15 protein-coding genes are annotated in these 13,413 nt (G+C 64.1%); 1 reads left to right on the top strand and 14 read right to left on the bottom strand.

Annotated elements, in window-relative coordinates; translation table 11 throughout:
* Positions 1–72: 72 nt before the first annotated feature.
* The 4 genes from AC1DMA_RS00895 to AC1DMA_RS00880 all read right to left on the bottom strand — a co-directional run bounded on the left by AC1DMA_RS00895 (position 73) and on the right by AC1DMA_RS00880 (position 2,941).
* Positions 73–282, bottom strand: a complete 210-nt coding sequence (locus AC1DMA_RS00895; RefSeq protein ID WP_478123344.1) for a styrene oxide isomerase — start codon at positions 280–282, stop codon at positions 73–75.
* Between the two features lie 403 nt (positions 283–685).
* Positions 686–1,801 carry a GNAT family N-acetyltransferase gene (locus tag AC1DMA_RS00890; protein WP_478142952.1) on the bottom strand — a complete coding sequence of 372 codons (1,116 nt, stop codon included), beginning with the start codon at positions 1,799–1,801 and terminating at the stop codon, positions 686–688.
* Positions 1,701–2,021: a membrane protein insertion efficiency factor YidD gene (yidD, locus tag AC1DMA_RS00885; RefSeq protein ID WP_478142951.1), complete on the bottom strand. Its 321-nt coding sequence runs from the start codon at positions 2,019–2,021 to the stop codon at positions 1,701–1,703. The genes AC1DMA_RS00890 and yidD overlap by 101 nt, the downstream gene beginning before the upstream one ends.
* Positions 2,022–2,308: 287 nt before the next feature.
* A complete protein-coding gene (locus AC1DMA_RS00880; RefSeq protein ID WP_478123347.1) occupies positions 2,309–2,941 on the bottom strand; it encodes a glutathione S-transferase family protein in 633 nt (210 codons plus the stop codon).
* A gap of 481 nt (positions 2,942–3,422) precedes the next feature.
* Between AC1DMA_RS00880 and AC1DMA_RS00875 the strand changes: the two genes are divergently transcribed.
* On the top strand, positions 3,423–3,755 hold the full coding sequence (locus tag AC1DMA_RS00875; protein ID WP_478123348.1) for a hypothetical protein: 333 nt from the start codon (positions 3,423–3,425) through the stop codon (positions 3,753–3,755).
* Between the two features lie 162 nt (positions 3,756–3,917).
* Here AC1DMA_RS00875 and fabG read toward each other — a convergent pair whose 3' ends face one another.
* Genes fabG through AC1DMA_RS00825 form a run of 10 tightly spaced genes read right to left on the bottom strand, consistent with a single transcriptional unit; the run spans position 3,918 to position 13,379 of the window.
* Positions 3,918–4,649 carry a 3-oxoacyl-ACP reductase FabG gene (gene fabG / locus AC1DMA_RS00870; protein WP_478123349.1) on the bottom strand — a complete coding sequence of 244 codons (732 nt, stop codon included), beginning with the start codon at positions 4,647–4,649 and terminating at the stop codon, positions 3,918–3,920.
* Entirely contained in the window at positions 4,646–5,113 is a 468-nt protein-coding gene (locus AC1DMA_RS00865; RefSeq protein WP_478123350.1) for a hotdog family protein, read from the bottom strand. Before AC1DMA_RS00865 ends, fabG begins: the two co-directional genes overlap by 4 nt.
* Positions 5,114–5,860: a class I SAM-dependent methyltransferase gene (locus AC1DMA_RS00860; RefSeq protein WP_478123351.1), complete on the bottom strand. Its 747-nt coding sequence runs from the start codon at positions 5,858–5,860 to the stop codon at positions 5,114–5,116.
* Positions 5,857–6,684, bottom strand: a complete 828-nt coding sequence (locus tag AC1DMA_RS00855) for a polysaccharide deacetylase family protein (protein WP_478142950.1) — start codon at positions 6,682–6,684, stop codon at positions 5,857–5,859. Before AC1DMA_RS00855 ends, AC1DMA_RS00860 begins: the two co-directional genes overlap by 4 nt.
* A 50-nt stretch (positions 6,685–6,734) precedes the next feature.
* Positions 6,735–9,128 (bottom strand): MMPL family transporter, encoded by a 2,394-nt coding sequence (locus tag AC1DMA_RS00850; RefSeq protein ID WP_478142949.1) that lies wholly within the window; start codon positions 9,126–9,128, stop codon positions 6,735–6,737.
* A complete protein-coding gene (locus AC1DMA_RS00845; protein WP_478142948.1) occupies positions 9,125–9,754 on the bottom strand; it encodes a LolA-related protein in 630 nt (209 codons plus the stop codon). The genes AC1DMA_RS00850 and AC1DMA_RS00845 overlap by 4 nt, the downstream gene beginning before the upstream one ends.
* Entirely contained in the window at positions 9,726–10,706 is a 981-nt protein-coding gene (locus AC1DMA_RS00840; protein ID WP_478123355.1) for an acyl-CoA synthetase, read from the bottom strand. Before AC1DMA_RS00840 ends, AC1DMA_RS00845 begins: the two co-directional genes overlap by 29 nt.
* Entirely contained in the window at positions 10,703–12,412 is a 1,710-nt protein-coding gene (locus tag AC1DMA_RS00835; RefSeq protein ID WP_478142947.1) for an AMP-binding protein, read from the bottom strand. The genes AC1DMA_RS00840 and AC1DMA_RS00835 overlap by 4 nt, the downstream gene beginning before the upstream one ends.
* Positions 12,413–12,425: 13 nt before the next feature.
* The gene (locus AC1DMA_RS00830) at positions 12,426–13,064 is read right to left on the bottom strand and encodes a COG4648 family protein (RefSeq protein WP_478142946.1); all 639 of its coding nucleotides are present in this window, start codon (positions 13,062–13,064) and stop codon (positions 12,426–12,428) included.
* A 3-nt stretch (positions 13,065–13,067) separates the two neighbouring features.
* Positions 13,068–13,379, bottom strand: a complete 312-nt coding sequence (locus AC1DMA_RS00825; RefSeq protein ID WP_478123358.1) for a phosphopantetheine-binding protein — start codon at positions 13,377–13,379, stop codon at positions 13,068–13,070.
* Between the last annotated feature and the right edge of the window lie 34 nt (positions 13,380–13,413).

Raw genomic sequence — 13,413 nt, 5'->3', positions numbered from 1 at the left:
TCAGAACTTTGCTCGGCTTGATTCGCACCACTGCATCGACGACGGGCGTGGCGAGTGCAGATTTGACTTCGCCTACTTGATAGGCATCTGGCGTGATGCTGACCTCGCCAGAAGCATGACGCCTCCACCAACCAGACTCGAATGTGCAACCCGCCAGGCGCGAACGCGTTCTTCGTCGAGGTTCTGGTTGATTGCGCTGCCCAAAGGGGCCCCGCACAAAAAGCCGACGAGTAGCACCAGGAAGCCGCTACTTGAAAGCACGGCGGCAGACACAGTTGCCATTCGTTCAGTCCGTTGATTTACGTCTCCTGAGCTTAAACGAAGGCGCTTTGGACGACGGCGACGAGAGTCCGGACTTGGCCGCGAGCCGCGGTACGAGCCGCTACTGTAGCCATCGAAGATTGGCCCAGAAACTATCGCCGAATCGAGCAGCGCAGATTCCGCAGACGAGGACGACAACACCCACAAGAATGCATGCACCCAGAGCACTGAGCGGCGACAGGCTGACGCATATGCCCAAGCCGACCGCCAGGCCAAACAGAGCTCCGCACGCAAAACGCACCTTCAATTCGAATGCATCAGGCTTCCTCACTGCGAGAGCCGGCCCCGATTCGGTCTTCATGCTCGTCCTGACGTTTGTTTGGAGGACGGCGTCGCCCTCCGGTGTTGGCCGATTGGCGCCGGCCTACCTATCCACCGTCTTGCGCAGGACCGCGTTGCGCTGAACGACGCGAAATCCGCAGCTCTCGTAAAGTCGAGCGGCGTCGTGTGCATTGTCGGCATCCACGCCGAGCACGGATTCGTTCATGCCAGCGTCGCGTTGCGCATGTAGGGCCCTCGCGATTAGCGCGCGCGCCAAGCCGCGTCGGCGCCACGGCGCTCCGACGCTGATGAATTCCGTCTCGCCGCGCCGACGGTTCTGCGTCGTGTTCTGCTCTTCGTTGATAAAGGGCTTCACCTGCCCGGCCACGCGACCGCTTTCCACGTGCCAGGCCACCTGCCACAAGTGCGGCTGAAAAGTCGGCAGCGTCGTCCAGCGCTCGAAGTCGCCTGGCTTGGGCGGTGCGATGCCCCAATGTCCCTGCAAAGCTTCCATGTGGGCGTCGAAAATCGGGCGCAAATGTTCTAAATGCACCGGACGCACCTCGAAGCCTTCGGGCAGGGGGGCGGCGGGTATGTGGTCGAGCGTGGGCCGCTCCATGAGCATGAAATGGCGAGCGGGCACATAACCGGCGCGGCGCAGCATTGCTACGCGGCCGACTTCGCCCTCGGTCACGAAGACGTGATGCACAGACACACCGCCTTGGTCCCTCGCAAACTCGCGCTGTCGCGTTTCCACCCAGCGCAGCAGTTCGGCGCCAATGCCGCGCCGCCGAAAGGCTGGATGGACGAAGCCGACCTGACCCTGGGCCAGCCAGCCGTTTTCGTCGGTCCAGTGCGAGGTGCGCACGTAGCCCACCAACTGGTCGTCGAGTTCGGCCATCACGATGTCGCCCTGCGGGTCGAAGTCAGTGAACCGGGCGTAATCTTGTCGTATGTGTTCCGGAGTGCGAATCCAGCCCATCTTGTCAGCCGCAAATACTGCGTTGGCCACCTCTGCCATCGCAGGAAAATCGCCATCGCCGGCAAAGCATCGCAATCGAAGGCCTGTTGGGATTTTTTTCATCGCAGCAAATGTCCGCTCCTGGGCCGTTTGAAGCCTAGCTTGGCCAACAGCAGCAAGTTGCCACGAAGACACCGCAATCCAAGGTGTTAGCCACCGACTGCCATGGTCCTGTTGACGTGTTCTGACGGCGCCCATCGGGCCCCTCCTGTTGTGACACGGAATTCAGGCGCGCCGACTCAGCGCACTTGCGAAAGCGCCGCACCGTCAACATGAAGCCGAGCGTCATGCCAACACGAAAAATGGCCTGCTTGGCAAACTGAAAGCAGGAGGCGCCGCCCGAGTGCACTCCGTGGGCGCAGCTGAATCCCTTGTACGGCGAGTAGCGCTGATAACCTTCGATTGCCGATACCGCCATGCCTCTCATGTGGTCGCCCTCATCGGTATTGTTCTGGCCGCATTCTGCCTGCCGCCGCCCATGCCTACTTGAAGTCTTTGCCCATCAGCTCCCACACGACACCGGCAAGCCACCCCAGGCCGACGAGCCATGCTCCGACCTGAACGGCATCCGCGCCTGGCGCCAGCCAATGGACAAGCACCGCAGTCGGCAATGCAGCTACTGCGCCAAAGCGAGGACATCAAGCGTTTCAGAGGTGCGTGGTGAGTGTCTGGTTTTGGTGGCGACGTGACCTTTGAGCAGCGCGCTCATGGTGCCATGACCTGCCGAACCACGGCACGGGTACGGTAGCGCTCGAACCACGCAGCCACCTCACAATACTCGTCATCGAGCGGGACGCCTCGTCGGCGTCCGAAGTCCAGAGCTGCGGCGAGCGTGCAGTCAGCAATCGTAGGGCGGTCGCCGGCGATGAAGCGCCGTCCATCGCGCAGCCGGTCGTTTAGGAAGCCCAGCCCAAGCGGCAACATGCTTCTGAAGTGGTCTGCCAGCAGCGGTTCGGGCCGCCGCGCCATCGGCGAGTTCGTCGCATGGACAAGCCTGCCGAGGGGCAGCAGCACGCGCAGTTCGGCGACGCGGTCCAGCTCGCGCACTCGCGCCCGCTCCAGGGTTGTGCTGCCGAACATCGAAGGGTCGGGAAAGCATTCCTCAAGATATTCGATGATGGCCAGCGATTCGCTGAGAAACACGCCATCCTCGACTTCCAGAACCGGAATCCTGCCTATCGGGTTCCGCGCTAGGTGCGGCTCCTGACGCTGCTCCCCGGCCTGAAGATTGACGACGACATCGGTGACCTGGAGAACTGGCTGAACCGCATTCTTCTCGGCCACGTAGAGACGAACACGCGTGGGGCTGGGGGCACCTGGACAAATGAAAAGGTTCATATTGGAGGCATCGCCTGAAGGACCGCTCCTGCGCGAGCCGCAGTACAAGCCTACCGGAGCCAACGAAGATTCGCCCAGAAGTTGTCGCCGAACCGAGCGGCGCAGATTCCACAGGCGAGGACGGCAGCCCCCACAAGAATGCATGTGGCCAGAGCACTAAGCGGCGACAGATTGACGCATAGGCCCAGGCCAACTGCCAGCCCGAGCAGAGCTCCGCACGCAAAGCGCACCTTCATCTCGAATGCATCGGGCTTCCTGCCCGCGAGAGCCGGTCCTGATTCGGTCTTCATACTCGTCCTGGAGGTCTGTATGGAGGACGGCGTCGACCGTCCGGTGTTGGCCTGCATCCTGCCACATGGTTGTCGGCGCCGGGGTGCCCGAAGCCCGGCTCAAATTTTCTACAAATCTGCCGATATCAAACAACTTCAGGCCGAACAAAAGCTCGCGACCGGAATTTCAGAGTACTACAAGGAGAGAGCACATGCTGATTTGGAGAGGGTATGGAATCATGGTTGCGATATTCGCGGTCCTCGGCCTGCTTGCCAGCAAGATTGGCGCGGAGCGCTTGTTTGGAGTCCCGATTCCGGTCGACAAAAAGCAATGGTCTGAACTGATAGGTTTGTGCTTTGCCGCAGCTCTGGTTTACGGACTGCATCTCCTCCTGCAAAGGTCATCCGAGCCGCGCGCCGTGATTGACAAGAAGACCGGGACGGAGATGGTCCTGGTGACCAAACACGACCTCTTCTTCATTCCAGTGAGGTATTGGCCATTCATTTTGGTCGCGCTCGGCTTGATGTCCTTCTTTCAGAAGTAGTCATCGCCTCCGGATGGGTCGTTCGCTTTTTGCCCGCATCAGCTCGCACGGCGTGACGCAGGTGCGACTCGCGAGTTCGGAAATGCCGATGACGAACGCCCCCGTCGAACAGCCACGGAGCCCGCGCCGCCTACCGGGCGGCCCCCCAAAAGAGCCGAAGCACTAAATCATCCCACCATTGATCGAGATCACCTGCCCAGTGATGTAAGCAGCGTCGTCACTCGCAAGAAACCCCGCCAGCGCCGCCACTTCTTCCGGCCTACCCGCGCGTTTAACAGGCACCATCTGATTGATCGTCGCCGCATCGAAAACCCCATCAGCCATTGGCGACGCAATGATCCCCGGCGCAATCGCGTTCACCGTCACGCCCCGCGCAGCAACTTCCAGCGACAACGCCTTGGTCGCACTGTTGAGTGCACCCTTGGCCGCTGCATAGTTGACCTGCCCTCGATTGCCCGTCAAAGACGCCACCGAAGAGATGTTCAGGATGCGCCCCCACCGCGTGCGCAGCATCGGCAACAACAGAGGCTGTGTCACGCGGAAAAATCCGTTGAGCGATACGTCGATCACCTTGTGCCACTGCTCAGGCCGCATGCCCGGCAGAACCGCGTCGTCGTGGACACCGGCATTGTTCACGATCACCTGCACCGGTCCGCTCTCGAGCATGCGTTCGCATGCGGCGCGCGAAGCCTCGTCGCTACGCAGATCGAACATCACGCATTCGGCTTTGCCACCGGCCTCCATGATGGCCGCAGCCAGTTGCTCGACCGCCTCGGGCCGCGAGTTCGCGTGAAGCAACACTGTGGCCCCGTCGCGGGAGAGACGTTGAGCAATGGCCGCGCCAAGCGCGCCGCTTGCGCCAGTGATCAGCGCGCGTTTTCCTGTGAGACTCATGATGTGGTTTCCATGGCGAGCGGTGTATTGAGCACGACGACTGCCCGCCCCTCTGCAAGCGAACGTGCAGCGTCGTCTTTCACCGCGAATTCGTAAAGTATCTGGCTACCATCGCCTGAGATTCGCTGGGCATGCACGTGCAACGCCCCGGCAACATCGTCGATGCGCTCGACAGCCAGCCGGACATTGCGCGCACTCGCCAGAAACCCGGCCGATGGCTCGCTCCCCTCCACTGCCAACAGGCCCCCATGCAAAGCCATCGCCTGGGCGGCGTACTCGATGAGCGTCGGCGACAACAGCCCACTCGCGGTGCGAAGCGGATTGTCAGCGCGCGTGTGGGTCGTCGTCGTGCAGTGGATGGCGTTCGCGTCCCATGATTCCAGCCGCTCCAGCAGGCACATCGTGCCGCTATGCGGAATCCGCCGGGCAATGCCCGCCTGGTCGAGTGTTTGAGGTGCGGTCATTCAGATTTCCTTCAGATCGGCCACGAGCAGAACATTGGCAAAGGGCGTTCCCTGGCTCATCGGAATGCTCTGCACGGAAAATCCCAATCGCTCCAGCAGCGCCATCCAATCGTTGAGCGTGCGGCCCCAGGTGGGCGACACGCGATGTCCTCGAATGCGAGTCACCGTCCGGTCAACCCATTGGCTGATCGCGAAACCGCGTCTGCTGGCCGCATCGCCGACGCGCAAGAGCAGCCGCCCGCCCGGCTGCAATGCATTGCGTACCCGATGCAGGACGCCCTCTTGCGCTTCAAGGTTGACGTAATGCAGCACATCGAGGATGACCACCAGGTCACTCGGCGGCAAGCTGGCCTTGCACATGTCGGCGCACAGGAAGCGGGGCGTCGGCTGCAGATGCCCCACCGATGCTTCGGCGCGAGCCACATCCTTGGGCATCAACTCGATGCCCGTATAGCTGGCGGCTTTCGGCGCGACAGGCCACGATGCGGGCCATTTTCCGGCCTCCGTTTGCATGGCGCTCATCGCCGACAGCAGACTCGCGAACAGACCCTGGCCGCACCCGATGTCCACCACGCGACCATGCGCTTCGCCGATCAAGCCCCTTTCGATGAGCCCTCTGAAGACCGGATCGCGGCCCAGCTTGCCGCGCGCGAAATGCCAGGCGAAGTTCCCTGCCCTCCTGTACGGATCGGTCGCACGCTCGTGCAATCGATGCCACGCGGCGTCGGTAGAAGCCCGTTCGCTCATACCGACATGCCTTTCGGCAAGGTTACTGCGCGCAAGCCGTCCGTCCGGATGCGCGCCAGAAGCTGCGGCAACACCTCCAGCACGACGGCTCGCCCGGCGGCCGTACGCGCTGCATTCCCGTCGTGCAACAGCAGGATGTCGCCAGCCTTCAGGTTCTTCGTCAGCCGCGCAAGCACCGTCGCCGCGTCGCCCTCGCGCGTGTCGTAGCCGCGCCGCGTCCAGCTGACCAACGACAGGCCCATGCCATGCAGCACCGGCGCCAGGAAGGCATTGCGCAATCCCGCAGGCGCACGAAAACACGTTGGACGTTCCCCGGTGGCATCTTCCAGCACCTGCTGCGCGCGCGAGATCTCGGCCGTGAAGCCGCGCGGGCCGAGCAATGAAAAGTTGTGCCGATGCTGTGCCGTGTGGTTCTGGATGCTGTGCCCGCGTGCGACGATCTCGCGCGCCAGCGCCGGATGTTCGAGCACACGTTCGGCGATGCAGAAGAACGTGGCGCGCTGCGCATGCGCATCGAGCAGCTCGAGCACCTGCGGCGTGACCTCAGGATCGGGCCCATCGTCAATGGTGATGGCAACCTCCCGCCGATCGGCGGCCGCCTGCGGCAAGCGCGTGATGTTCGGGCCCAGCAGACTGCTGCGCGGCGACAGGCCGGCCGCCGTGATCACCGCATGATTCAGCACAATCGCGGCGATCGCCCAAGGCGCCGCACCCGGGACCAACCAGGCTGCACCCAAGGCGGCGACATGCCAGCCAACACTGGCGCGAATGATCGGCGGCCAGGACCACGATCCGGGGACTGATGAGGAAAGAACTTGCGACATGAAAATCTGGAGCCTGAAGATGCTGAACCGGCGCCGCGCGGATTTTCCCATCAGCGGGGCGCCGGGCCATCCGCCACTTTGGCGCGCGCGAACGCCGCGGACAACAACAGGGCGAGGAACGCGCCGGGCGCAACCACCCGGCCGATGGAAGACAGTGCCGGAATGTTCGAGATGGCGATCAATCCGAACGAAATGACCGTCGTGAGATTGGCGAGCATCAGCGAAGCCAGCGTGTCGGCGTCGGCCCGGCCGGTCTCGCGCAGCTGATCGAAGAAAAGCGCGTAGTTCGAACCCACCGCCACGATCAACAACAGCCCTACCAGGTGCAGGATTCCCAGCGGCACCTGGAGCGCCGCCATCCCGCCGAGCGTGAGCACCACCGCGACCACCAACGGCTGGCACACGGCCAGCAAGCGACGGCCCGAGCGCAGATAGGCTGCCAGGAGCACGACCACTGCCAGCGCGCCGAGCATGACCTGCACGAACGCTTCATGCAGATAGCGCTTGTACAGGCTCGAAAGCTCATCGCCCACATTCACCACCTGTACATCTGGCAGCCCGTCGAGCGCGTGTGCCAGGCGAGCGGTGTCGAAACTCGCGCCCGGATGCAGTGCGATGAGGGTCGACCACCCGTCGCCAGCCTGGCGTTGGAACATCAACGCGTTGACCACGGCATCGAGCGGGCCGCCCTCCAAGTCGGTTCGCTGGATGATCGGCTGGGCCCTGGCCGCCTGAACGTCGGAGATGAAAGGCTCCAAACGCGATGCCGACAACGGCAGGCCGCGCGTCGCTTCGACCAGGCGCGCGCGCAAGGTTTCTGCATCCGGAAGGCTCGCTTTGCGCGCCTGTTGCGCTGCTTCGCTCGGCAACAGCCGCGTGACGGATTCATAACCGGCCAAGTCGCCCTTGTCCACCAGCGCTTCGAGACGCTCGCCAGCGGTCTCGGCGCTTCGCAGGGTCGCCTGGATGTCCGCGCCATGGATCACGATCAGCGTGCCGCCGTCGCTGGCGCCAATGTCACCTCGCAGTTCGGCATCGAGTTCCTGCGCTGCCTTGGGAACCGGGCTCATCGCGCCGAGATCGGCTCGCCAAAGATGGCCGCCCTGCCACACCACCAACGCCAGCGCGGCCACGCCGAGCCCGATGAAGGCATAACGCAGCCGCGGGAGTCCGAGCACGAGCATGCCCGCGACCTTTGCCATCTGACCTCGCATGCCCATGCCGGTCGCACCGTCCGGAGCGAGCACCGGCAGCACATGGCGCGCCACGAGCGCCGCCGCGATCAGCCCCGCGAGCGAAAACACGCCCAGTTGCGCCAAGCCCGGAAAACCTGAGAAGACAAGCGCCGCGAACCCGCAGACGGACGTCAACAAACCCAGCCGGACCGTGGGCCAGTGGATGTCGCGCCAACGCTCCCAGCCCATGCCAGGCACGGCCGCGCCGCGCGCCTGGATGAGGTAGTAGATCGCGTAGTCGACCGTCTCGCCGATCAACGTGCTTCCAAAGCCCATCGTGAGGCCGTGCACTTCGCCGAACACCACGCTGACCGCTGCCGTGCCTGCTACCACGCCAGTGGCGACCGGAAGCAGCGCGACGACCAGCGCCCGCGGCGAGGCGAAGGCCAGCAGCAACAAGGCGCCCATCACGATGCCGCCGACGACGGCGAGGTGAATCGCTTCCGACTTGATCTGGTCGCGGCTTTGCACCGAAAAAACCGGCGCGCCGGTCATTTGCAATTGCGGCTTGGCACCTGCGATTCCCTGCGTCGCGGCATCGAATTCGCTCTGCACTTGCTCGATCGCTTTCGAGACGGCATCGAGGTCACTGCCCGCCGCATGCGTCGTCGCCAGGATGAGCGCGCGGGGTGCGGTCCGCGACACCCACACGCCCTCCTCGCTGCGCGGCGAGGTCGCCGGAATCAGGTTCTCGGCGATGCGCTGCGTCTCACCCGTCGGGTCGCGCTCCAGCAGTGGCTTGAGCGCGTTGCCTGCAGGTGTTCCAAGCATCGACAACGAGTCGACGATTGCATCGTGCAAGCCTTTGCCGGTGAACCGCTCCGGCGTCACATCGCTGGCGAGCAGATAGCGATGATCGAAGATCCATGTGCCGGACTCTTTCCAGTCGCTGGTGTCGCCGTTCTGCACCTGGTCGAAAAGACGGCTCTTGCGCATCGCCGATGCCACCGCACGCGAAACATCTGCGCGTTGCGCTGCGTCCTTACCGCCTTGGATGCCGATGAAGATTGTTCGGGACGCGATGCCGCTCCGCAACTGCTCGATCAGCACACGCTGGCGCGCATCGGGATTTGCCGGCAGGAATGCCGAGAGGTCCGCCGAGAAATGAGTCCTCGCAATCCACGCCAGTCCCGCCAGCATCAACACCAGCCAGATCGACAACACCAGCGCGCCATGGCGCCGGCGGGAGGCCGCAATGGTTCGGGTCACGGCGCCGACCGCGCCGGCGTCCGGGCGGCACCGCCAGCGCCGCGTCGGGGCGTGATCGTCATCACGGAACGATCGCCGCCGATGAACTCCATCTCGACCCCGAGCACCTCGCCGCCGCGGCCAGTCAGGCGCATCGAGCGCACCTGGGCCGCCAGGCGTTCGTCGACGGGTTTCAGCTCCAGCGCCCAGCTATTGCTGGAGCCGGTGAGCGTGCTGCGGAAATAGCGCTCCAGGTTCTGCGCATTGCCGGTCAGGGTCCCACGCATGGCTTCGACCATGCCGAGCAGTTCGGGCATGCTGTCGAGCGTCATCGTGCGGGTGCGCCCGCCACGCGACAGGGTCAGCGTATTGGCTTCCACCGACATCGATTCGGGTCGCGGCGTGAGCGTGCGACGCACCAAGCGATCGGGTGCCGTGAAGCTCAGTTCGCCGCTCGCGCTCAATGGCCCGTCGAGGCCACGCACAAAGCGCTGCTCGGTGAAGGTCGCCTCGCCGCTCTTTTGCTGCGCAAGCAAGCCCATCAACTCCGGCAGATCGAAAGCCCACGCCGTGGAGGCCGAAAGGGCGAGCACCGCCAGCAGCGCCCTGCACCAGCGGTCAATCCGAATCTTCGAGCCAGAAATCATGAAAATTGAACCAATTGTGCGGATACGCGCGGCACAGCGCTTCGAGTCGCGCGACGTAGCTTTCAAGCGCGGACCGGATGCGCCGCTCCCGCTCGGCCGGATCCCTGACGTGTTCGCTGAAATCGGCCAGCGGCTCGAACAGCACATCGTAGCGGGCGCCGCCCACATACAAGCCTGCCATGAAAAACACTTTGCGCCGCAACAGGGCCGCGAGCCGGAATGGGCCGTCGTTGAAAAGCGCCGGCTGGCCCAGAAACGGAAGCTCGATGCTGCTGCCGCGCTGTTGACCTGCTTCTTCGGGCCCAGCCAGCGTCCGGTCGGCCAGCAAGCCGGCCAAGCCGCCCGAATCGAGCCAGTCGCGTAGCTCGAGCATGGCGTGCGGCCGGCCCAGGCCGATGATGTGCGGCCGCAACTCGGGCAGACTGATCGCCTCCAGCATGGCGTTGATCTGTTGGGCGTTCTCCTGGTACATCAGCATGGCGAGCCGAAGACCGGCCGGCGCGCCGCTGTACTGCTTGGTTGCGCCCAGCGCCTCGAAGCTGCCGACATGCGCGCCCAGCATGAAGGCGCCCCGCCCCGCGTACACCTCCGCCTCGACCGGCTGCTGACCGGTGACCCGGATGTCGAACAGATCCATGCGGCCGCGCAGGAAGTAGAGGCGATCGAGCACCGTTGAAGCAAAAGAATGCAAGAGCCGATAGCCGTCGCTCCACGTCGCGCTCGGCCCGATGGCGCGAAACAGGTAGCGTTTGATATGACGGCGCGGCGTCGGCGAAAACAGCAGGAAGTACAGCGAGATGGGATGCAGGATGAGCCGCGTCAACCGACGACCGCATTTGATGGCGATCCAGCAAATGACGCGCAGCGCGAGCATGTTGCTGCGCTCAGGCGCACGCAGCCATTCGGCCTGGCGCAATTTGGCATCGCCGCTCTCTGGCGGCGAACCACTCATGACGCGGCGCCGACGCCGGGAATCCAGCGCCCGCTGGCGGCGACGACCCTGCCGCAGCGCACTTCGAAACGGAGTCCGCGCGAAGCCCCGGTTTCGGGTGTCAGATCTATGAGCAGCGTGCTGCCCGGACGCACCGGCGCGAGAAACTTGGCCGCCGCCAATGTGGGCTGCGCGCCAAGGCGTGCCGCCAGCGCCGGAACGCTGCGAACCGCCTCCAGGACCTCCGACACGAGCAGCGCGCCCGGCAAAAGCGGCTGCCCGGGAAAATGGCCCGCGAACGCCGGATGATCCTCAGGCACTTCGCGGGTCAACTGCACGGGCGTGTCGTCGGAAGCCAGATGCGCCAGCGCAAACTCGCGCAACGATCGCGCCGTGAGCTTGCCCGTTCCCTCGCGCGGAAACGCGGCCACATGCACAACGCGCCGCGGCACGAACACCGCTTCGATGCGTTCGCGCAGCGCGGAAATGATGGCCTTTGCATCGAGCGTGGGCGCGACGACGAAGGCCACCGGGCGCACCACACCATCCACCACGTCATCAGGCAGCCAGAAGGCGCCGTCGACCACGCCAGGAATGCTGTTGAGATGGTGATTGAGGTAGCCCAGCGAACTGCGCCGCCCTGCAACGTGGATCAAGTCATTGGCACGGCCCAGCAGGCGGAAACTGCGGTCGTCGACCAGTTCGAGGATGTCGGCCATGGGGGTAGGCTCGGCGATGTAGTCGCCCGAGACAATGAAGCGCTCGGTTCCGCTGTCGTCGTGTTCAACATGGACGCGAACCTCGCCGAACGTTTCCCAGACTTCGCTTTGCGTGGGCCTGCGGGTGGCAACCTGGCCCGATTCGGTGCTGCCGTAAATCTCGATCAGGGCGCCGCCCATTGCCTGCTCTGCCTGCGCCGCGAGTTGCGGCGAAAGCGGCGCGGTCGCCGAAAGGATCAAATCCACCTTCGGCAAGCTGATGCCTGATAGCAGCAGTGTCTTCAGATGAAACGGTGTGGTCACCAACGCCCGCGGTTGCGGAACGGACGCAAGGGCCTCGGCCACATCCGCCGGAAAGAACGGCCGGCCGCTATCGAAAGCCGCGCCGCCCAGCAACGCCAGCAACGCCGAGGATTCGAGTCCATAGCTGTGCTGCACCGGAACCGTGGCAACCAACGTGAGTCCGGAAAGCGACGGGCGCCCAAGCAGGCTGGAGAGGCGCTTCACTGCCGCATCCACACATTGGACCAAAGCTCCCCAACTCTTGACGTGGGGCTTGGGAGCGCCGGTGGAACCGGAGGTCAGCAGACTCACCGCATGCATTCCCCGATCGAAAGCGGGCACTGTCGTCTCCGTGTGGGTCGACGGTGTCGCGGCGGGTCGATGCTCGAAGAGGACGCGCGGCAGCCCGGGCGTTTCGACGTCCGCGCTGTCGGCGACGGCGAAAGCCGGATCGCCCACCTCATGCAGTCGCGCCAAGGTATCGGCGCGCGCATCGGGCGGCAAGAAACTGGTCTCGCCGCGAACGAGCGCGGCAGCAAGGCTCACCGCAAAGGCATAGCGATCGACGCAAAGATTGACGACCGGGCCGCCGTCGCGCAGTTCGGGTGCGAAGCGTGCGACGTCCGAGATGAACTCGCGCGCGCTCACGGGCACACCGGCGCGCCATGCAATGGGCTGGTCGAGATCGCGCTCTGCGATCAGCGGCAAAAAGAAGGAAGAACTCACCGTCAGGTCCGGTTCATCGTCGAGCGGTGCGATTGACCGGCGCGCCATAGACGGCGCGAACGGCGTCGACCAGACGCGTACGCTCGAATTCAGGATGCAGTCGATATCGCAACAGGTACTCACCCAGGAAAAGCATTCCGACGAACAACGGCGTCAGAAGGTTGGCGAGCACGGACCATGCGGCGAAAGAGAAGCTTGCATACACCGCGATCGAAGCCACGACCATCGCCGCAAAGTAGATTGCCCAGACCCGCGTGACCTGCGCCGTGTACTTGACCATGGCCGGCGAAAGAGGATGCACGCGTTCGGCAAACTGGCCGATGAGCGAAAGCCGGCCTGCACGAAGCGATCCGCCGAACCAACCGCACAGCAAGGCATTGATGCCGACATGCTGGAGTACGTAGAGCCGGTTGGTGTCGCCCGCCTCGCCCATCATGACGAGTGCAAACAGCGCCACGCCGAGCAGGCCGGTCACCGCGAGCCCGCCCTTGCCGAAGCGGCTGGCGGCCAGACCGAGCGCGGTCAGCCACAGCGGCCCGAGCAGCACCACGACTGCCCATGGCTGCGCCGCGTGATAGAGCATCATCCAGTGGGAGATGCAGGCATAGGCCACCCCCGCGATCAGCAGGAGCGCCATGCGCCATCGGGACATGGATCAGGAAGCGCCGCGATTCTGCGCGACGTGCGTGGCCAGGCTGCGCAGCGACTCGAAAATCTGCTGGTTCCGCTCGTCGTCGGAGCGCAGCTGGAATCCGTACTTGCGGGACACTTCGAGCGCGACTTCGAGGATGTCGATCGAATCGAGCCCGAGACCTTCGCCATAGAGCGGCGCCGTCGGCGCGATGTCGGAAGGTGCGACTTCGAGGTTGAGCGATTCCACCAGGAGGACGGCCAATTCATTCTCGAGAGGTGACTGTTCGGAAGCGTCGCCAGCGGCGGGAACGGGGGAATGGGCAGTCGATGACAAGAGAAACTCCGGGTACTTTTGGGAACTATCACAT

The sequence above is a fragment of the Variovorax sp. 05N34 genome (assembly GCF_056397405.1).
The sequence above is the reverse complement of the archived record's forward strand: the minus strand, read 5'-3'. Positions and strand labels throughout refer to the sequence as shown.